This window comes from Martelella endophytica, from assembly GCF_000960975.1.
Classification (GTDB): Bacteria; Pseudomonadota; Alphaproteobacteria; order Rhizobiales; family Rhizobiaceae; genus Martelella; species Martelella endophytica.
The window spans coordinates 328,880-348,916 of sequence record NZ_CP010803.1 but is presented as its reverse complement, the minus strand read 5'-3'; the positions used below and the strand labels follow the sequence as shown (position 1 = coordinate 348,916).

22 protein-coding genes and 1 tRNA gene are annotated in these 20,037 nt (G+C 60.2%); 16 read left to right on the top strand and 7 right to left on the bottom strand.

What is annotated here, in order from left to right; genetic code table 11:
• Positions 1-153: 153 nt before the first annotated feature.
• From TM49_RS01555 to TM49_RS01490, 13 genes are all read left to right on the top strand, one after another.
• A complete protein-coding gene (locus tag TM49_RS01555) occupies positions 154-597 on the top strand; it encodes a phage tail tube protein (protein ID WP_045679243.1) in 444 nt (147 codons plus the stop codon).
• Positions 597-1,139, top strand: a complete 543-nt coding sequence (locus TM49_RS22495; RefSeq protein ID WP_052699655.1) for a gene transfer agent family protein — start codon at positions 597-599, stop codon at positions 1,137-1,139. Before TM49_RS01555 ends, TM49_RS22495 begins: the two co-directional genes overlap by 1 nt.
• Positions 1,132-3,522: a hypothetical protein gene (locus TM49_RS01540; RefSeq protein ID WP_045679242.1), complete on the top strand. Its 2,391-nt coding sequence runs from the start codon at positions 1,132-1,134 to the stop codon at positions 3,520-3,522. The genes TM49_RS22495 and TM49_RS01540 overlap by 8 nt, the downstream gene beginning before the upstream one ends.
• A gap of 3 nt (positions 3,523-3,525) precedes the next feature.
• The gene (locus TM49_RS01535; protein WP_045679241.1) at positions 3,526-4,260 is read left to right on the top strand and encodes a hypothetical protein; all 735 of its coding nucleotides are present in this window, start codon (positions 3,526-3,528) and stop codon (positions 4,258-4,260) included.
• Positions 4,260-4,862, top strand: coding sequence for a hypothetical protein (locus tag TM49_RS01530; protein WP_045679240.1), 603 nt, complete (start codon positions 4,260-4,262; stop codon positions 4,860-4,862). The genes TM49_RS01535 and TM49_RS01530 overlap by 1 nt, the downstream gene beginning before the upstream one ends.
• 7 nt (positions 4,863-4,869) lie before the next feature.
• Positions 4,870-5,265, top strand: coding sequence for a DUF6950 family protein (locus tag TM49_RS01525; protein ID WP_045679239.1), 396 nt, complete (start codon positions 4,870-4,872; stop codon positions 5,263-5,265).
• Positions 5,258-7,483: a phage tail protein gene (locus TM49_RS01520; protein WP_244464771.1), complete on the top strand. Its 2,226-nt coding sequence runs from the start codon at positions 5,258-5,260 to the stop codon at positions 7,481-7,483. Before TM49_RS01525 ends, TM49_RS01520 begins: the two co-directional genes overlap by 8 nt.
• A gap of 9 nt (positions 7,484-7,492) precedes the next feature.
• Entirely contained in the window at positions 7,493-10,684 is a 3,192-nt protein-coding gene (locus TM49_RS01515; protein ID WP_045679238.1) for a hypothetical protein, read from the top strand.
• A gap of 64 nt (positions 10,685-10,748) precedes the next feature.
• Positions 10,749-11,435 carry a peptidoglycan recognition protein family protein gene (locus TM49_RS22490; protein WP_052699654.1) on the top strand — a complete coding sequence of 229 codons (687 nt, stop codon included), beginning with the start codon at positions 10,749-10,751 and terminating at the stop codon, positions 11,433-11,435.
• The gene (locus TM49_RS01505) at positions 11,432-11,668 is read left to right on the top strand and encodes a hypothetical protein (RefSeq protein WP_045679237.1); all 237 of its coding nucleotides are present in this window, start codon (positions 11,432-11,434) and stop codon (positions 11,666-11,668) included. The genes TM49_RS22490 and TM49_RS01505 overlap by 4 nt, the downstream gene beginning before the upstream one ends.
• Positions 11,668-12,093 (top strand): hypothetical protein, encoded by a 426-nt coding sequence (locus TM49_RS01500; protein WP_045679236.1) that lies wholly within the window; start codon positions 11,668-11,670, stop codon positions 12,091-12,093. Before TM49_RS01505 ends, TM49_RS01500 begins: the two co-directional genes overlap by 1 nt.
• A gap of 10 nt (positions 12,094-12,103) precedes the next feature.
• Positions 12,104-12,289, top strand: coding sequence for a hypothetical protein (locus tag TM49_RS01495; RefSeq protein WP_045679235.1), 186 nt, complete (start codon positions 12,104-12,106; stop codon positions 12,287-12,289).
• Positions 12,289-12,666 (top strand): hypothetical protein, encoded by a 378-nt coding sequence (locus tag TM49_RS01490; protein WP_045679234.1) that lies wholly within the window; start codon positions 12,289-12,291, stop codon positions 12,664-12,666. Before TM49_RS01495 ends, TM49_RS01490 begins: the two co-directional genes overlap by 1 nt.
• Positions 12,667-12,814: 148 nt before the next feature.
• On the opposite strand, the gene TM49_RS01485 is transcribed toward TM49_RS01490, so the two are convergent.
• The 4 genes from TM49_RS01485 to TM49_RS01470 all read right to left on the bottom strand — a co-directional run bounded on the left by TM49_RS01485 (position 12,815) and on the right by TM49_RS01470 (position 15,158).
• Entirely contained in the window at positions 12,815-13,042 is a 228-nt protein-coding gene (locus TM49_RS01485) for a hypothetical protein (protein ID WP_045679233.1), read from the bottom strand.
• Positions 13,039-14,046, bottom strand: a complete 1,008-nt coding sequence (locus TM49_RS01480; protein WP_045679232.1) for an SDH family Clp fold serine proteinase — start codon at positions 14,044-14,046, stop codon at positions 13,039-13,041. Before TM49_RS01480 ends, TM49_RS01485 begins: the two co-directional genes overlap by 4 nt.
• 150 nt (positions 14,047-14,196) lie before the next feature.
• Positions 14,197-14,829 (bottom strand): SOS response-associated peptidase, encoded by a 633-nt coding sequence (locus TM49_RS01475; protein ID WP_045679231.1) that lies wholly within the window; start codon positions 14,827-14,829, stop codon positions 14,197-14,199.
• A complete protein-coding gene (locus tag TM49_RS01470; protein ID WP_144409429.1) occupies positions 14,829-15,158 on the bottom strand; it encodes a hypothetical protein in 330 nt (109 codons plus the stop codon). The genes TM49_RS01475 and TM49_RS01470 overlap by 1 nt, the downstream gene beginning before the upstream one ends.
• A 73-nt stretch (positions 15,159-15,231) precedes the next feature.
• On the opposite strand from TM49_RS01470, the gene TM49_RS01465 reads away from it, so the two are divergent.
• Entirely contained in the window at positions 15,232-15,504 is a 273-nt protein-coding gene (locus tag TM49_RS01465) for a hypothetical protein (protein WP_045679229.1), read from the top strand.
• Positions 15,505-15,892: 388 nt separating this feature from the next.
• On the opposite strand, the gene TM49_RS01455 is transcribed toward TM49_RS01465, so the two are convergent.
• Together TM49_RS01455 and cpdR are read right to left on the bottom strand one after the other, a co-directional pair.
• Positions 15,893-15,967, bottom strand: a tRNA-Val gene (locus tag TM49_RS01455).
• Positions 15,968-16,054: 87 nt separating this feature from the next.
• Positions 16,055-16,417, bottom strand: coding sequence for a cell cycle two-component system response regulator CpdR (gene cpdR / locus TM49_RS01450; protein ID WP_045679228.1), 363 nt, complete (start codon positions 16,415-16,417; stop codon positions 16,055-16,057).
• 183 nt (positions 16,418-16,600) lie between these two features.
• On the opposite strand from cpdR, the gene TM49_RS01445 reads away from it, so the two are divergent.
• Together TM49_RS01445 and hisN are read left to right on the top strand one after the other, a co-directional pair.
• A complete protein-coding gene (locus TM49_RS01445; protein WP_045684584.1) occupies positions 16,601-17,476 on the top strand; it encodes an N-formylglutamate amidohydrolase in 876 nt (291 codons plus the stop codon).
• Positions 17,477-17,882: 406 nt separating this feature from the next.
• Positions 17,883-18,659: a histidinol-phosphatase gene (gene hisN, locus TM49_RS01440; protein WP_045679227.1), complete on the top strand. Its 777-nt coding sequence runs from the start codon at positions 17,883-17,885 to the stop codon at positions 18,657-18,659.
• On the opposite strand, the gene TM49_RS01435 is transcribed toward hisN, so the two are convergent.
• Positions 18,646-19,566, bottom strand: coding sequence for an alpha/beta fold hydrolase (locus tag TM49_RS01435; RefSeq protein ID WP_052699653.1), 921 nt, complete (start codon positions 19,564-19,566; stop codon positions 18,646-18,648). The two genes, hisN and TM49_RS01435, sit on opposite strands and share 14 nt — an antisense overlap.
• Positions 19,567-20,037 lie beyond the last annotated feature (471 nt).

Here is a 20,037-nt window from a genome sequence, read left to right as displayed (position 1 = left end):
TACTTGCCGATGCACATCATCGCATCAGCTCGGCGCTGTCCCAGTCCTTCCGGGCCGGAACAAGCGCGAATGTGCCACGTGCGACGGCAAAAGCGCTGATCGCGCGCGGCGTGGCGGAACCTGTCAAAACCGAACCCAGAAAGGACTGATGGCATGGCGACGGGAAATCAGACGAAACGGCTGATCATTCAGCTTGGCGATGGTGGCTCGCCCGAGTTGTTCGCTCATACCTGTGGAGCCAACACCTTCGGCATCACGCTGACCAACAATCTCGGTGAAAACACCGTGCTGGACTGCGACGACCCGCTGGACCTTCCGGCGACGATCACGCGGCATCTGGAAAGCCAGGATACGTCCGTGTCGATTTCCGGCATGGTCACGACGGAAGCCTGGCCGACTTGGCGTGACTGGGCCGATGACGGGTCGGAGAAGAACATCAAGATGCTGATCGACGAACCTGCCGCAAGCAATGGTGGCTTCTGGATCATGCCGGCCTATCTCGGTTCACTTGAACTCTCGAAAGAGGGGAGCGGCAAGGTCACCTTCACCGGATCGATCTCGGGCTCCGGCCGTCGCGTTTGGACGGATGCATCCTGATGGCGGAACTGATCAGCGAATGGGCCGGGAAAGATAGGCTTTTCCGGCTTTCCTTCGGCGACGTGATGGACCTTGAGCAGGCCTGCCGCGGCGATGCCATCGGCGAGATACTCCTGCGCGTTGCGGCTGGGAAATATCGGCTCGAAGACGTCTATCAGGTCATACGTATCGGGCTTATAGGCGGTGGGGTCGGCAAGGTGGAGGCCAAGCGTCTTTCTGACGCTCACTTCGACCTTTATCCGCTGGCGGACAATGCCGCACTGGCTGCGGAAATCCTTACCGCACTGTTTGCCGGCGTCGAAAAGAGCGGGGCGCCGAATGATGGAGAGGCGGAGCCTGTCCGGTTCTCCGAGGTCTCGCAGATTTGCCGGGTCTTCAACATGTCGCCGCTTGAACTTCGAGCGATGGACTACGCCGACTTCATCAATCTCGTTAAGGGCTTCAATGCAGGATCTTCGCGCAAGGCCGAACCGCCGACCGTCGAGGAATTCGAGGACATTCTTGCCCGTTATGAGCCGGAGGCTCTGAACAGCAATGGCTGAGAACGACGATCGCCTGGTCCTGCGACTTGAGGCTTCGATCACCGGTCTTGAAAAGAGGCTGGCCAAAGCCAACAGCATTGTCGGTCGCAGCATGAAACAGATGCAGGAGATCACTGATCGTGCGCAGCAGAAGATGGCACAGTCTGCCGAGCACTCCGCCAATGCCATCGGTGCGGAAATGGATCGGCTTAGAGCCAAGTACGATCCTCTCTTCCGGGCATCGAAGCTGTACGAAACGGAACTGGAAGAGCTGAACAGGGCTTTGAAGGTAGGCGCGATCGACAATCGTGTTTATGGAGAGTCTTTGACAGCTCTGAATGCCCGGTACACGGCGGCCGCCGTCGGCTCCAGAAGCCTTGTCGTGCAGGGCAAGAATGTCAGCCGGATGACGCCGGGGCTGCAGGCGGGCATCCAGAATGTCGCCTACCAGATCGGCGATTTCGCCGTGCAGGTGGGGGCCGGTACAGCCGCGTCGAAAGCACTTGGCATGCAGATGCCGCAGTTGCTGGGAGGTTTCGGCGTGCTCGGCGCCGTGCTGGGCGCGGTGGTCGCGATCGCGGTCCCGCTTGCCAGTTCGTTCATCGATCTTGGCGAAGCCGGCGAGGATGCGGACAAGAAGCTCAAGGAATTGCAGTCGGCTGTCGATGCCTATCGTGACGCCGTGCGGGAGGCGAACCTGCCGACGAAGGAGCTCGCCGAGAAATACGGCACGGCGACCTTCGCTGCGAAGGAATTCCTTGATGTCCTGAAGGATATCAACCGTTTTCGCGCGGAAGAGGAACTCAACAACACTTTCAGCGACCTGTCCCAGTCCTATGGTGATCTGCGGAGGGTGCCCGGCGCCGACCCGTCCGATCGCATTGCCAGCATTTACCAGATGATGGACGCGCTGGACATCACGGTCGGTAGCGCCAACAATCTTGCCAAGGCCTTAAATGCTCTTGGTGACGCCAATGGTCCTGAAGAACAGATGAAGGCCGCCGAAGGTCTTCTTAAGGCTCTCGAAGATGCGCTTGGGCCGTTCGATGACATGAACCAGAGCGCGCAAGATCTGTATAATTCCGTCGCGGAAGCGGGAAGGTCCGCTGCCGATCTTAAGGCCGCGATGGAACTTGCAGATGTCTCCATCTCGACCGCCGCCAGCGAAGCCGGTCGTCTGGCCGACGAGATCGGTCGGGCGGTGCAGAACGCGGCCGCGCTTGCCGCCAGCGGCATATCCGACCTCGCCCGGGCCAAGATCGAATGGCAGTTCCGCGACGACCCGATCGGCAAGGCCGGGGCGATCACGCGCCAGAACTTCGCCGAAACCAAGCCTCCGCAGGGCGACCTGATGGCCACCAAGGAATGGATGGCCATGCGCGATGAGGCTGTCGCCAATGCGAAGGAGACCGCGGAGTATGCCCAACAGCTGGAGAACTGGCGCAAGGAGCAGGCGAAGCTCGGCCGCAAGAGCCGTGGCGGCGGCGGTCGTAGCAAAAAGGAAAAGGAAAGCATCTTCGCCTCTTCCGACGATCAGCTTCTGAGGCTCGAGCGCAACCTTGAACTGCTTGGAAAGACCGACCGCCAGGTCGCCGAACTGGAGGCACGATGGCAACTCCTCGACGCCGCGAAGGAACGCGGGCTCAGTCTCGACATGCAGATCGCTGGAACCGGCGAAACCGTTGGCCAGCAGATCGACAAGCAGGCCGAGGCCGTTGGACGCCTGACCGAAAAGTACAACGAGGCAAAGGACCGTGCGGAATATTTCGAGGGCATCCAGGCCGATATCAAGGACGGGCTTCTGGACGCCATCGTCGCCGGCGAAGACTTTGCCGGCGTGCTTGAGGATGTCGCGAAGTCGCTGGCAAAGGCGGCCCTGAATGCGGTGCTATTCAACGAAGGGCCGTTTTCAAGCGGGCATGGCTCCGGGTTGCTTGGCAGCTTGTTCTCTGGTCTTGGCGGTCTGTTCAAATCCGAGAAAGGCAACGCCTTCGGCACATCCGGCGCCAAGCCGTTTGCCAAGGGTGGGTCGTTCACGAATTCGATCGTCTCCAGCCCGACCTTCTTCAAGTTCGGCTCCGGTGGCAAAAAGAACGGTGTCATGGGCGAGAAGGACCCCGAGGCGGTAATGCCGCTGGTGAGGGCTGCCAATGGCGATCTCGGTGTCAGGGCCGTGCGCGAGGCAACGGGTGCTGGCGGCGGGCAGGTCGCCGGTCGCGTAAACGTTGCCTCCGACGTCCGCGTCTACATGGACGAGAACGGGCAGTGGCAGGCGGAGGTGCAGCGCATCTCCCGCAGAGAGTCATCGAGCGCCGTAACGACGGGCCTGGCCAATTACCATCGTGCCATGAAGCGCGGCGGCGTCGGCGAGATGAACAAGACGTTTGACCAGCAGAAGGGCTGACCGGTGGCTGCATATCTGAACCTGCCAAGCCTTGCGCACGATTTCCTGAAGCCGTCGCGCGTCGCCGCCAACGTGGTCGGAAACGTCATATCCGGTGGCGCGAACGGCGTTGGCGAGAGCATCACCATGGACCTTTCCTGTGGTGGCATGGTGACATACGAGCTGGATGCCAATGCCAGCTCGCGCAACATGGAGGTGCATAATTACCTCGATTGGCTCAGCGCTCGACTGAACGGCGGCTTCCGGTTCATCAATGTGCCGATCTGGACCGATGCCAAGGGCCCGTTCCCTGTTCTTGACGGCAAGAAGCGGGCGATCATCAAGGGCATCCCCCATAGTGACGGTTCGCTGTTCTCGGATGGCTCCGGCTATTCGCAGGCGACCGTCTGGGGCGAGGTCACCGAGAATGCCGCACTCAATGCCGGCATCCTGAAGATGCGCGTCTACGGGCTTTCCAGGCCTTTGCAGTGGTCGGACTGGTTTTCGATATACCACGCCGACAAGAAGGGCTGGCGCGCCTATCGCCACTGGGAGGTGTTGTCCGCAACGGATGAGACGAACCCGGTCTACACACTCGCCCTGCAACCGCCTCTGAGGGCGGCTGTCCCGGCCGGGACGCGGGTTGAGTTTGCCCGCCCGCTCTGCGCCATGAAATTCGCGGCGGACTTCAATCTGCCGAGCGAAACGCCCGGCAATTATGTGCGCCAGGTGACGCTGAAGTTCGTCGAGGCCTTCTGATGGCCTACGTACCGGACAACATCATCGACGCGCTGCGCGGGTCGCATCAGCTCGCCGTCTTCGTCCGCCTCGACACCGATCCGCCGCTCCGGCTCTGGCTGGGCGTCAATGACGTGCCGGTTGGCTTCGACGCGCTCGACGAAGCCGGGGCGGTCTACGAGGGCGCGGGGCGGCTTCTGGAGCTGGACACGCTGGAGGTGCTGGTCAACGGCACGGCCGGTTCAGCATCGTTCACGATCACGGGCGTCGACCCGGACGAGCGCGCGCGGATCGTCGAGAGCCTTCCGCCGGTGCGCGGATGCCTGATGCATGTCGGGATGACCACGCTTGACGATTACTATCAGCCGATGAGCGCCGTCATCCCGCTCTGGCAGGCGATGGCGTCGCACACGACCGAGGCCTATGACGGCGGTGGGCAGGGCGATCCGGCGACGCTCAGGCTGTCGCTCACCGCCGTTTCCGGTGGCCGCGCCCGCTCGCGGCCGGCACGCACATTCTGGTCGGCGCCGCACCAAAAGGCGCTTTCGCCGACCGATCTCTTCTGCGACCAGACCGGCCGCCTTTCCCGCGGCGTCGACGTCGTCTGGCCTTACTACTCCTGAGGGATTTATGAACCTGAAAGCCTTTATCGAGGCACCGCGCCATCATGCATGGGGCGGGGTCGACGGCGATGATTGCATGACGCTGCTCGCCACCTGGGTTGCCGAGATCACCGGCGTCGACCCGGCCGCTTCGCTTCGTGGCACCTATCGCGATCGCGAGGGCGCGGACGCGATCATTGCCGAGGCTGGCGGCATGGTTCCGCTCGTCGAACGACTTGTGCTGCCATCGCTCTGCCGCCGCGTTCAGCTTCCCGCAGACGGCGATATCGCCGTCGTCGCCGGTCCCGATGGTCATGAGGCCGGCGCGATCCGCTTCGGGCCGCTCTGGGCGATGATGAGCCTGCGCGGCGTAATGGCCAAGCGCTGGGATGCGAAGGCGATCTGGAGGCCGATCCATGCATGAGCGCTACCGGCTGCGCTGGTACGAGCTTGACGGGATCGACACCGGCCATCTGCGGGGATACCAGCGACGGGCGCTGTTGCGCGGCTCGACGGCGCTCTATTCGCCCTTCGTCGGCCGCGATCCGATTACGGCGCTGATCGGCGGCATATTCTCGAGCGGCTTTGCCGGGATCACCATCGGGCAGGTTGTCGGCGCCATCGTGCTGTCGGCGATCAGCATCGGTGCGCAGCTGCTGTTTCGGGAGACGCCGAAAAAGGCGAAGGCGGAGAGCGTCAAGAACACGATCTCGCAGTCGCTGCCCTATCGCGTCATCTGCAACGGTCGTCGTCGGATCGCCGGCGCGATCATGATGCGCGAGGCTAAGGGCAAGAACCTCTGCCATGTGCAGGCGCTCGCCGCTCACAGGATCTCGGCATTCAACCGCATCTTCCTGAACGACGACGAGGTGACGCTGCAACCGGACGGCACGGTCAACGAGCTTTCGGACGGGCGCTATGGTGACGGCAAGGTCTGGGTCGGTACCCGCGTCGGGGTGAAGCCGGAGACAGCCTATGGCGAGATCGTCGACATCATGGGCGCCGATGGCGTCTGGACGAACAACCATCGCGGCGACGGACAGGCCTCGATCGGCATGATCTGCCGGACGCCGAAACAGGAAGACTTCAACAAGCGCTTCCCGAACGGCGGCCCGACCTGCTCGGCCGAGGTCGACGGCGCGCTCTGCTGGGATTTCCGCGATCCGACACAGAGCGCCACCAATGAGGCGACATGGAAGTTCACCCGAAATCCGATGGTGGTTCTCGCCTGGTGGCTGTTCTTCGCCGAGGCCGGTTTCGGCTACGACTATCAGACCGGCCTGCTGCCTGTCCTCGATGACTGGATCGAGGAGGCCGATATCTGCGACGAACTGATCGCCACGGCGGCCGGCGGAACGGAGCGGCGCTACGAGTTCGACGGCACGACGACGACGGAGTTCGCGCCGAAGACCTATCTTGCCGATATCCTGATGAGCTGCGACGGCTGGATTTGCCAGCGCGGAGACGGCGCCTGGCTGCCGCTGGTCGGCAAGTTCCGCGAGACCAAGGTCGCGACGATCACGGATGCCGACATCGCCAACTATTCGGTCGACGGCGACGTGCTGTTTGACGAAGAGGTCAACCGGCTGACGCCGGTCTTCATCGATCCGGCGCTCGACTATGCCGAAAACAGCGCCGACGACTTCGACGACATCGGCGCCCAGCTGATCGCGGGCCGGGTGCTTGCCGAAACCAACCCGCTCGACGGGGTGACGAAGTGGCGGCAGGCGCGGCGGCTGACAAAGCGGGAATTCCTGCGGGTGCGGGAGAAGAAGCGCGGACAGTTCGGCCTCAGGCTTTCCGGCATCAACGCCGTGTTCACCCGGTGGGTGCGGCTCGAAACGCCGGTCAGGCTTCCCGAGCTGAATGGCAGGCTGATCGAGAACCTCAAGAGCACGCTCGACCTTTCCAATGGCGGCTTCTCGATGCAGTGGGTTCTGCACCCCGACGACATCGATGCCTGGAACCCGGCCACCGATGAGGGCGCGCAGCCGGCCATCGCGGCCGAGCCGAACGCGGCCGATCTGGAACAGCCGGTCATACAGTCGGTCTCGGCCATCGGCGGCGGTGGCAGCGTTTATCTTCGCGTCGCGATTGACGACCCGGAAGACGACAGCCTGACGCCGATCGTGCGCTACCGCGTGGCGGATGCCGGCGCGGGATCGCCGGGCGGATGGGTCGAACAGGCTTTCCCGGGCGCGCAGCCCTCGGCGGGCTCTATCGTGCTCGATACGCAGACCGTGCCGGCCGACACACTGCTGCAGGTGCAGGCGGCGGTGAAGAACAGCAAGGGCACCTATTCAGACTTTTCCGCGACAGAGGAAGTGCAGACGATCTCCGATCCGGTTCCGGCCGGCGAAGTGATTGGTGCTGCCGCTGTCGGCGGGGCGGGGCAGGCGACCTATAGCTGGACGGCGCCGAATGCCGACAACTACCGGGGCGCGCGGCTCTACTACAACACGGTCAATAGTTTCGGGACGGCGAGTGCCGTCTCGCCACCGACCTATGGCGCGGCGGGCGGCAATTACGGCGCCATCGTGTCCGGTCTCGATGCCGATACCTATTTCGGCTGGATCACCACCATCAACCGCAGCGGGCTTGAGGGCGACCCTGTCGCCACCGGCAGCTTTACCGTGACGTGAGGAACAAGCATGGCAAATGAAATCCGTGACGCCTTCGATGCCGTCTACCCTGACGGCCCTGCATCTGCGCCCGACCAGCCTATGAAATCTGCCGTGCGCGGCATTGTCGGACAGACCATCCAGTCGCAATTCGACATTCTGAAAGGGCTTGTGTTCGAAGCCGATCAGATTTTCGCGAACACGGCCGCTGGTCTTGCGGCGACGACAGAAGGCTATGATTTCAAGGTAGAGTCTGACGATACCGACGTGATCGCTTACTATGCCTATCGCAAGACGGGTGGTGCGGCAGTGCTTATCGCCGAGGTCCCTGCGGCCAGTGCTCTGGCAACCAAGGTCGATCTTGCTGACCTTGAGGATGTACAGATTTTTGGCGTGGATACGGTGGCAACTGGCGATACAGACCAGGTCAACAGGATTCTCGTCGAGGACAGGGCGGCTTTAGCTGATGGGTACGTCCGAAAAATCAAAGCAAGTTGGGGGCGCGCTAACACCGGACAGATCGTTGCCGGATCGCTTGACAAGAATGCAAAGACTTTTACGCCTCGCGCGATCGTCGGTAGCTTCACATCCGTTGTCGGCACGCTAGACGAAGTTGATGTCACTTCTGTAGCAAAGGTCCTGAAGGGTGAATATCTCGGCATCTGGCAGTGGAGCATCAGGGTCTCTGCCGCGTCGCCCCCGCCGAAAACGCTCTACACGTCGACCGTAAGCGCTACTACCACGACACCGACGCCTGGTGTTGCGATACCTGTGCCCACCGTGGAAACCGAAAAAAGCTACGAGGTTTCATTCGGTCTTGAATATATCGGGCCGAACCCAGCCCGCATCGAAGACATAGAGGAGGCTGCTGGCATGGCGACACAGGATCTCGCTACCGTCAAGCCGGCCGTCGATAGATTGTTTTCTGAAGTGATCATTGGCAATCCGGACCCTCAGGTCGAGGCGCAGAAGACGATTTCGCGTACTTACGTTTATTCGGCCGGGACTGCGGGAAAGGCGGTTAAGGCGATCAAGATTGCCGGAAGCGATACACCAGGACCTGTGCGGTTCTATGCGGCTACGCTGAATACGGACACGTTGGCGGTGACAGTGGATGAGGGCAGTGAGGTTGTTGTGACAACCGAAAGCGAGACCCTTGAAACCTATGTGTTGCCGGAACAGCTGGTTCTCGGTGGGTATTTCGCGGTGCGGCCCAAGAACAGGGTTGCGACGAAGGCTGGGAACGGTCTTCCGTTCTGGAATGATCCCACGAGCGATACGAATGCGAGTTTCACGGCGGTCTATAATGACGGCAATGAACTGCAGATGCAGTTGATCTGTGACGAGCAGGCGGTGACATCAAGCAGGCTGATCGGCGCCGAGGAAAATATCGCCGGCCTCCAAAGCGGCCTTGGCGTCACGGGACAGACCCGCACGATCACCATCTCCAATTCCGAAAGTGCGATCTACGGCGTAGACTCGACGTCTTGCGGCCTTTATAGCGTTCCGTCAAAGGCCTTTCCTTGCCATATCGGTAATCTGACTGATTTTCGCATCATCAACGCGTCGCAGACGGGCCGGGACGCTCTGGGGTTCGCGGATGATGTGCGCAACGGCACGCTTTTCACCACCTTCGGCGTTTCTATCACCGACATCACGGCTCGCTACCTTTTGATGGCGTCTGCTGCGAATGATGCCTACATGTACAACGCGGACGTGGAATATTTCCAGGAGAACTATTTCCGGGCAGCTGCCATGATCAGGGCGGCCGGAATCGAGCCTGTGTTCGTCTCGCAGATTGACGAGGAAAAAGGCTATCGACTGGCAAAACAGGCTGCCGCGCTCAAGGCGGATTGCGCCTATTTTGATGCTGGCGCAGTCTATCGTCGCGATGGCGGGTTGCCCGCATGGCAGATCGACGGGCACCACACGACCTGCCGGTCGAACGCGCTCTATCATCAGCCTATCTCCGCCTGGGTCAATGAGCATCTTGGCCAGCCGGTCCAGGGGATCAAGATTTTCCGGCCCCAGCCGTCATTCTCAATCTCTTCGGCTGACGACCTGCTCTTTGATACTATCGAAGAGCGTTATGAAAAGTGGAAGGAAATAAACATTGCCCATCGGCCGATCGTCGATGACTACATCGACGCTTGGGATGCGCTCGATGAGGGGCTTCCGCTCGAAACATGGGTTTCCGGCGTCGATGTACCGGATGAATATCAGGCGCTAAAAGAGGGGGCCTCGATTGACGGTGAGGACTACCTGCTAATTGAGGCGATTGTTCCTGCTGCGCATTTCCAGATCAATAAGCTTTCGGCAAAACTGAACGTTCCGGCGGGCGCAACGGTCTATGTGCGTTACTGGGACTACGACGATGGCATTCCCGGAAAAACGTCTGAAAATACTGTGACGGCGCAATACCTCTCGGTGTGGAACACGCCGAAGGGCGCGTGGGAGGCCATATCGGCCATCGATGGTGTCGACTATGTCTTCCCCGAAACCAAGGGGTATATGCAGGGTCGCAAGGTGCAGCTTCTTGTTGCAAAAGCCGGAAGTTTCACCATGGCGGCTCCGAGCTTTACTGTCTCAGGTCAACTCATGGAGTTTCCATCGACGCCTCTCAAACCGCTCGCCGCACCTGCTATGAAACGTTCCGCCACGCAGCTTGTCGCCGCGCCGACATTTGACGCATCCCTGACTGGGTGGACGGCGGCGGGCGCTCCTGTTGCTGACGCGCCGGTCGATGCGCCATACCTTCCGTGGACGCCTGGAAACATCGGCGCGCGCTGCACACATGTCGCCAAGATCACGGATACGGATACCGTCACACAATCGGTCTCGATTGCGGCGACGGCAGTCGACAGGGTATTCGAGCTTTCGGTTTGGCACCGGTTTAATCCGCCTGCCTATGTCGATCCGACGGGGCGCGGCTGGGATGCTGACCAGTACATAGACCGGACGATTTCGACCTATCCTGACGATAGCCCGATCAACAGCGACACGTTCGATTTTCGATGGTTCGAACTCATCGTAGCCATGGGGTCGACAATTCCGGCAAATGGCGGGGCCGTGATCAGGTGCCTTTCGCCGACAGCGTGGCGCGAAACGCGGTTCGATATCGACGTTCCGGCCGGTGAGGTGGGTGACTTTACCTTCCGGCTCCAGTCGACCGGGGCGACGCTTGAGGTTGCCTTTGTCGAGTGCCGGGAAATCATCGGCTGAGAAATCATTGACAACTCAATAGATCGCACCGCCTCCCCGCCGAGGCGGGCGGCGGAGCTTTATCATGTCTTCACGCAAGAAAACCGAACTCCTCGTCGTCCATGTCACGGCGACGAACCCCTCCAGCCGCCTGAGCGTCAGTTCGCTCCGCGCCATGCACAAGCGCCGTGGGTTTTCGGATATTGGCTACAATGAGTGGATCGACCGGGATGGGGTGCTTCAGCCCGGCCGGGGCGTCGACGCGATCGGCGCGCATGTGCAGGGATACAATTCGATCGCCTACGGGATTTCGCTTGAGGGTGGCCTCAATGAGTTCGATGCCACGCCGGCGATGATGGTCACACTTGAGCAGCGCCTTCACGCGATGGCCAAGCGCTATCCCGGCGCCAAGGTCTGTGGTCACCGCGACCTTTCCCCGGATCTCGATGGCGACGGCATCATCGAGCCGAGCGAGCATATCAAGCTCTGCCCGCAGTTCAACGCGATCCCCTGGGCGCAATCGCACGGCCTGCCGCCCGCCGATATCCGCGGCGTCTGGTCGGTGCATGGGCAGGATGGTCCGGACGCGCGCGACCGCTGGCTGCAAAAGCTTCTGCGCGGGCTCGGGTATCCCGTCGGGCCCGTCGACGGCATCGTCGGCCCGAAGACGCGCGACGCGATCGCGCTGTTTCAGGAAGACGCCGGCATTTCGGTCACCGAGGCATTCGATCGGGTCACGGTCGATGTTCTGAGGGCGAGGGCGGGCGCGTGAGCAAGCTCGACGCCAACTGGACGGTGCGGCGCACGGTCGTTATCTGCACGCTGATTTATTGCGGCCTTGTTATCGCCTATCTGGCGGCGCTGGGCGGCGATACGCGGCTGAATGAGACCATCGTCAACATTCTCGGTTTCGTCGCCATGAGCACGCTCGGCTCCTATGTCTTCGGCGCCACCTGGGATGACCGGAACAAGATGAAGTTCAAGGGACCGGGAGGGCCGGAGTGATGGCGTGGGCAATCTTCACATGGCTGCGCGACACCCGGCTTGGCCGGTTCGCCGGCGCGGCTCTGCTGGTAGCGATCGTCGCCGGCGCTGCCGTCTGGTGGGTCAACCACGCCATCCACGGCGTCTGGACGCGGGGGCTTGCCGCCGGCGAGCTGCGCGAACGCATCGCTTGGGAACAGAAAGCCCAGATCCTGCGCGATCAGTTGCAGGCGGTCGAGGATGACAAGCAGGCGGCGCTTGATGAACTCGCCGCGACCAATCGTTCGCGCGATCTGGCGCAGGCGCAGCGCATATCCGGACTTCAGATGCAGCTGGCAGCGGAAAGGGAAGCTAATGCGAAAGATGACAAATCCTGTGGCGATGACGGTCCTCCTCGTCCTTCTCGCGAGCTGTGGGAGCACATTCGACAGGAAGACGCCCGCTGACCCGGCCACGGTGCGGCAGGCGAAGACGCCTGGCGACCTGCTGACCCCGGTCGAAAACCTTCCGCCGCTGCCCGAGGCGTCGCCGGACGTCTATGAGGCGACAGCACTTCTCATCGCGGTCCGCCAGCAGTATCGTGTCTGCCAAGCGCGCAATGCAGCGCTGGTCAAGGCGATCGATGTGCTGGAGGGGCGCTAGTGTCCGATTATGAACCGGGAAGCGTGACGGCTCTCATTCTTCAGCGCATTGATGATGTCGGCAAGAGCGTGGAGCGCGTCGACCGTCGCCTCGAGGACTCTGAGCTTCGTGCCAGCGAAAGCCGGCGCGGCATGCATCAGCGACAGGAGCAGCATGAGCGCGAACTTCTCAAGATCAACCATCGGCTGGAGAATGTTGAGAAAGCGGTGAACGATGCGGCGCCGACGCTGGAGGACTACGCCACGAAGAAGGCGCAGGTCGAAGGGGCTGGAAAGCTCGGCCGGGCTCTGTGGGTTGCCGGCGGATTTCTACTGGCGCTGGCTGTTTGGCTGGTCGGTCAGAAGGAAAACATTTGGAGTTGGCTGTCGAGCCGCTGAACCGTCCGCACCGCAAGGCCGGCGCGGTGCTACGCATAGGACGGGTTCATTTGTTGCCAACAAAAAGCTCCCAGCGTTTGAAGGCCATTCAAACGAAAAAAAAGCCGCCTAAGAATTTTAGGCGGCTTTTCTATTCTGGAAACGGTGCTTAGCGCGCCGTATAGGACCCTGCAACCGTCGCATCCATGTCCCCTTCGGGGCGGCTTGGAATTTTGGCGTCCCATTCCTCCTGATCGTAACTCATAACGATCATAGAATCTTTCATGAAATTGAATAGGCTGCCTGTGTCTCCTGTCCCGTCGAGGGTCAGCGTATCTGATGCGGAAGTCTCACGGAACACGTGGGCTGCGTCCGTTCCGGTGGTGAAGTCTTTCATATTTGCCTCCATCCTTCGAATTGTCTTTGATCCTGGATTGTCTGCTGGGGTGGCATGGGACCTTGTTGCGGACCAACCTGTCGCGTCATCACACCCTCTGAAATAAACGCGTGGGAACCATTATCGACGCTTTCAATGACTGCACGCACAAACTTGTATTGTACTGGCGCACCATTCGCAGCTGTCGCAAGCGTTAGCGGGTTGAATGGCTCTGCCAGTTTCATCTCGGCGCTATAGCTTCTTTGGATGCTTTTAAGAAGAGCATAGAACTCATTTGTTGGTTTTTCAACCGGAAGACCCAAAGTTTTTGCTTCTCGCCTATTGATTGTATAGTCGTGGCTACCGGAATCTGCGCAAAGGAAATCGACAATCGGCTTTATTTTCTCGCCATCTTTCATCGTGCTGTTCAAAAGTTTTTCTGCGAGAAATCGGATTTGCGCTCTGGACCTAAAAATCTCACCGAGAACAAGTGGGTGGACCTTATTTGACAAATCCGTCAAAATCGTTGCGAGCGAGCTATCATCTTTGATCCCAAGATCAAGGCAAGCCGCGTCTAGGTAGCCTCGCACCGCCTCAACGCTCACAGATAGCCGCGCAAGCTGATTTCCGTCTTTAACGCTTGGGCCCAAAGGGTGGTTAAGGCTTGGGTCAATCGGCCCTAGCGTCGCCTGCTTTGTCATCACAATGTTATGAGCCCCAAGTGATATCAAGGTCCCGGCGCTCATTGCAGTGAATGGGATGATTACCTCGAATTCATCGCAGAATGATTTTATCAGATTTACTAAACGCCAAGCTGCAGCGGTGTTGCCGCCGTTTGTATGAAGCACCAAAGAAATCTTCTTCGTCGGTCCTATTTCATCGAGCTTTTCTATGAAAATATCGATGCAGTCTGCACCGATTTGCGTCTCCATGTTACGTCTGTCGCCGGTAACGTAGGCAATAACCTTCGTGTCCCGTTCTTCCTCGATCTGACGATAGAACGCTTCCCTTTCGGCAAAATTCATATTGATGTCCCCTCATCGATATGAAAGGATATTTCTGAGCATTACTAGCGATGTCAATAGTACTTTAGAGAAATTTGAATTAAATATTAGCTAACATCAAATGATGGAATGAGTGTGCCTTTTCTTGGGGCCGGACTGTTCCTTTTGAGTTCAGTTTTCCAGCAATATCAGGCCGCCGTCGGGTAATGGGCGCTGCAGCGCCTTTGCCTCCTCCCAAGGCGCCCGCGTCCAGACATCCATTTCTTCGGTCGTCGTCAATATGACCGGCATAGCCTTCGGGTGGATCGGTTTCACCACGGCGTTTGCCTCGCAGGTCAGAAAGCCGAACAGCTCGTGCGTGCCCGGTCTCGGGTTCTTCAGCGAACCGCGCTCCCCCTCCCAGACTGTCCATATACCCGCGAAGGCCGCGAGCGGTTTGTCGTCGTTGATGGCAAACCAGCGCTTGGTCTTCTTCGGCTTGGTATCTTCCCACTCGCAGAATGTCGTCCACGGCACCAGGCAGCGGCTTTCCGGCCCGAGCCACCGCCGCCAGTGCGGCGAGGCGGTGTTGCGGATGTTGGTAACGCCGGTGTCCGGCCTGCCCTTGGTGACGAAGGGCGGGGAGGGCATGCCCCAGGTGGCGAAGGCGAGTTCGCGCTCGCCGTTCGCCATGCGCACGATCGGCGCCGGCCTGTCCGGATAGCAGTCTCCGTTGAGGTCGGCGCGGTTGGTGAGGTCACGTTCCGGCCGGAACAGCGCGCGTACGGCCTCATGTGTCGTCGTGTTGTTGTACAGATTGCACATCAGGGGTCATCTCCGAGATTGACCGTCTTCCATACCCGCACCATCCCGGCCGGCCGGCGCACCTTGATATCACCATAATCGCCAAGGCTTGGCGAGAGCAACGCTGTCGCCATGTATTCCTTGGTCTTACATCGCGAGCAAGCGAAGGGCGGCTCGTGGGCATAGTGCTGCCATCCGACGATCGGCACTAGGTCGGCGGGAAGATAGTTGACCCGCCGGCGACAGCCGCCGCACCAGACCTGCAGGATCTGGTGATTGTCGGCGGCATCCTGAAGCGTGCGATAGCCGGTACCGGGCGGCAATCCGGGCGGTGGTCGTCGTGCGGGCATGGCCTTTTCAATCGTCTTTGTTCCTATTATGTTCTACTGTCAAATTTGATGGCAGAGAGTCAAGGGGCGGCAGATGCAGGACGATGCGAGCCCGCGCAGGGTGAAGGTGGAATGCAAGCTTTGCAGCCGCTACGGCGAGTATCGCGAAGACAGGTTCTTCTGGATCGCTGGCACCGACAGCGCGCCTTCGGCGCTTCTCGCTTTCGCCCGCAACGCAAAATGCCCGCGCGCGCTGAAGCAAGTTGATGGCCGGTTCGATGACCGCTGCCAAATCAAGTTTCGTCTGGATGGCCTACCGAGCGACAGGTTTCTCGCTGGCGAACGACGAACAAAAGCCGGAACATGATCGGAACATCTCGTGGGAGTTTCGTGGGACTTTCGTTCCCACCGGCTGCCTTTCAAGGCAAATTTTCCGTTTTTGTTTCGGAAATGAGTTTTTGCCTCTTGCGTGCTCAGCGCCGAAAGTCTAGAGGGAACGGGCCGTTAGGCATGGGTCGGGGTGTAGCGCAGCCCGGTAGCGCACTTGACTGGGGGTCAAGGGGTCGTAACCCAAACCATTTCCTTCCATTATCCGATTGCGTCTGGAAAAGCATATTCTGTAATCTGCGGCCGCCCTGGAAACAGTGGCGGCTTTTTTTATGCGTGCCGATTTTGTCAGGTTCGTTAAACCTACAGAACACTACGCAAAAAGGGCCTCCGTATTCACGAAAGCCCTTTAAAATCAAATAATTGGATGGTGGGCGTGACAAGGATCGAACTTGTGACCCCTACGATGTCAACGTAGTGCTCTCCCGCTGAGCTACACGCCCATCCGTGGCGCGGTGTATTCCAAACTTTGGCGGCGGCGTCAACTCATTTCTGAAGCTTTTTTGACGCTGTCCGGTTTCGCCCCGCCGTCAGGCGGCGAGCACCTTTTCAACCTCGTCGACGAGGTCGCGCAGGTGGAATGGCTTGGAGAGCACCTTGGCGTCCTTCGGCGCTGCCGAATCGGCGTTGAGCGCCACGGCGGCAAAGCCGGTGATGAAGATCACCTTCAGATCGGGATCGAGCTCGGTCGCCCGGCGGGCCAGTTCGATACCGTCCATCTCCGGCATGACGATGTCGGTCAGGAGCAGCGAGAACGGTTCCTCGCGCAGCCGGTCATAGGCGCTGGCGCCATTGTCGAAGGCGGCGACCTGGTAGCCGGCCTTTTCCAGCGCCTTCACCAGAAAACGGCGCATGTCGTCATCATCTTCAGCCAGAAGGATTTTCAGTACCATCAGTTCAACCAAATCGGCGCAAGGGACGTTTATCGTTAACCCGACTGATAGACCGGCTGTCGTAAACAAGCAATGAAGGACACCATCGCTGCCAGCGACAAGCATCACCGCGAGGCTTGCCGGCTTGCCTGCAAGCGCCTAAATTCCGAAGGATAGAGAGTGAGAGAGACCGGCAGAAACACCGTGGAAAGTCAAAGCCCCTTCTTCGAGGTCATCCGGCCCGAACATCAGTCCCTGCCGCTGATCTTCAATTCGCCCCATTCCGGCCGTGTCTATCCGCGGCCCTTTCTGGAGGCCGCAAGGCTCGATGCGCGCGATATAAGGCGTTCGGAAGACCTCTATGTCGACGAACTCTTCGCCGAGGTTCCGGCCTTCGGCGCACCGCTGCAGCGGGCCTTCTTTCCGCGCGCTTTCCTCGACGTCAACCGGGAGCCTTACGAGCTCGATCCGCGGATGTTCTCCGGGGCACTGCCTGCCCATGTCAACGCGACATCGATGCGCGTTGCCGGCGGCCTCGGCACCATTCCGAAGGTTGTTGCCGAAAACATGCCGATCTATGAGGGGCCGATCGATGCGGCCGAGGGGCTTGCCCGGATCGAGCGCATCTACAGGCCCTATCACCAGAGCCTCAAGGGGCTGATGCAGGACACGCGCCGGCAATTCGGTTATGCCGTGCTGGTCGATTGCCATTCCATGCCGGGCACGGTTTCGCTCGGCGGGCGCCGGGCGCGGCCGGACATCATCATCGGCGATCGCTACGGCACCAGCGCCTCGGGCGCGCTCGCCTTCGCCGCGCTTTCGATCCTCGAGGGCATGGGGTTTTCGACGGCCTACAACAAGCCCTATGCTGGCGGATTCATCACCGAACATTATGGCCATCCCGCCTCCGACACCCACGCCCTGCAGATCGAGATTTCCCGCCGGCTTTATGCGGACGAAGAAAATTTCGTGAAGAAGCCGGAATTCATCGCGGTGAAGCAGGCGCTCAACGTTTTCATCCGCGCTTTCGCGGCGGAAGTCGTCGCCTTCGGTGGCGCCCAGCCAATGGCCGCCGAGTAGTTTCCGCCCGATCGACAAAAAAAACCGCGCTGTTCGCGCGGTTAAGTCTAGGGAGGAAACACCCAAGGAGGGTATTCACAGTCGAAAGACTGTAATTGCAGAGTAGGTGAATGACAGTTCTGTGTCAAGCTAATTTGCCTTAAATTTGCGCAGGCAGGGTAAATGTCTATTTTGTGTGCTGGTTGCACTTGATTTGGGGTTGTGTGGGCCTGCTCTGCGCGTTTTTTCGGCAGTATAGGGCGCTGTTTCTGTTTTGGCCGGGCTTGCTGGGGTCATGTCACCTGACCTGAAACGTAGCTCGCCGTCCGGAATTTCTCAAAAACCGAGAGAATTGGCGTTTTCGCGTTTCGAAGAAAGGCGGAAAGGCTCTATGACTTGGCCACCATCTTGAATCAGAGGAGCCGCCATGCTTCCCGACCGCGATTTCTTCAATCGTCTTGCGGATGCCGCCCGCGCCGAAACCCTGCCGCGCTTCCGTTCCCAGCTTGCCGTCGACAACAAGTACGAGGTCGGCTTCGATCCGGTGACGGAGGGCGACCGTGCCGCCGAAACGGCCATCCGGGCGCTAATCGCCCGCGAATTCCCCGATCACGGCATTCTGGGTGAGGAGCACGGCGCCAGCGGCCTTGACCGCGAACATGTCTGGGTCATCGATCCGATCGACGGCACCCGCGCCTTCATCGCCGGCCTGCCGGTCTGGGGCACGCTGATCGGGTTTTATCGCGGCGGTCGCGCGGTGATGGGGCTGATGGACCAGCCGTTTACCGGCGAGCGCTATTTCGCCGACGGACGCCAGTCGCACTATCTCGGGCCGGGTGGGCCGCGGACGCTCGCGACAAGCCGGACGGAGGCCCTTGAGGAGGCGATCCTGTTCACCACCTCGCCGCGGATCATCGCGGCGGAAAAGCTTGCCCGCTATGACCGGTTGGAGGCGCGCTGCCGTCTCGCCCGCTATGGCACGGATTGCTACGCGTTCTCGCTTGTGGCGGGCGGTTTCGCCGATATCGCGATCGAAAGCGGGCTGAAGCCTTACGATATCGCCGCATTGATCCCGCTGATCGAGCAGGCCGGCGGCGTGGTGACGACCTGGGATGGCGGACGGCCGGAGCAGGGTGGCGACGTCATTGCCGCGGCCAACCCGGCGCTGCACGCACGGGCGCTTGCCGTGCTCAACGAGGCTTGACCGTTTCAAGGAAGGACAGGATCTCGGCCATGGCGGCATCGCGCATGGCATCCCGTTCCTGCAGCAGATCGTGGCGGGAGCCGGGAACCACGACGTGCCGGGCGCCGAGGCCTTCGGCAACCTTCTTCTGGGGGGCGGCGGGAATCACGCCGTCCGAACCGGCGCTCAGCACCAGCGTCGGCAACCCGACCCGGCTGAGCGCCTCCTTCTGCCGCACCCTCTTGGCGGCGGCGAGGCATTCTGCCAGCCAGCCATAGGTCGGCGAGCCGAGAAGATAGGGCGGGTCGCTCTTCGCTGCTTTCATGTTGCGATCGTAGCGGCGCCGGTCCGATGTCAGATTCTGATTTTCGAAGGTTTCCGCGCCAGGGTGAGCCTTTGCCAGGTGCTCGGCCCAGCCGAAAGTGCACATCGTTCGGCTAAAGAAGCGGATGAAGGGCTCGGGATAGATCTGGCCGTGCAGGCCGACAAAGGGGGCGACGAGGACGAGGCCATCGAATGGCGGGTTGGCTGCCTGCGCCGCGGCAAGCGAGATCAGCCCGCCGAGCGAATAGCCGAGCAGCGTATAGGGAGCGGGCAGCTTTCCCAGGACATGGGTCTGAAGAAAGAGCTGCAGGTCGTCCGTATAGTCTGAAAACCGGTGCACATGTCCGGTGCGGAGATCGCCGAGGAGCCGTCCCGAGCTGCCTTGGCCGCGCAGGTCGAAACTCGCGATGGCATAACCGGCCGAAGCAAGCTCGGTCATGGCTTCGCCGTACTTTTCGATGTAGTCTGATCGGCCCTGGACGATCACCACCGTGCCGCGGGCGCCGGCGGGATGATGGAGCACGTAGCTCAGCGATATCCCATCGCAGGTCATGAGGGTGCCGGTTTCATCGGCTTGGCGGTATTCGGTATCGTGGATGTACATGCGCCTGAACCAGTTCTCGTGCGAGTGACATGGCGACCTGCGCCCCTGCCTGCAATGGCTTCAGGAAAAAAGGACCGGAACCGACCGCTTGAACAGGGGTAAAAGCGATGCGATTCCGGCCAAGTGTACCGCTAACACTGGGTCAAGAGTGTCGGCGGCGCCGGGACGGGTGCGCCGTAATTCCCGGCAAAAGGTGTTTCGTACATTTCTCCTGAATGCAGCGGCAACGACGCATTCATACAGGGTTCATTCGAATATTCGGTGGCTTTCGGTTGTCGGAATGAAGGCGAATCGCAGGAAGTTCATTAAAAAATCGTATTTGTCTCCAAACACTTACCCACTGGTTGGTGCCTTCGTTCAGCCCCAGTCTATACATGAGAACGCGTAATAAGTGTAGTGGATTGCATCGACTTTTCGCTGTCGAGGGCGCGCGCTTTCAGCCTCTTGAAATGGGTTTTCAGAATTCCCAAA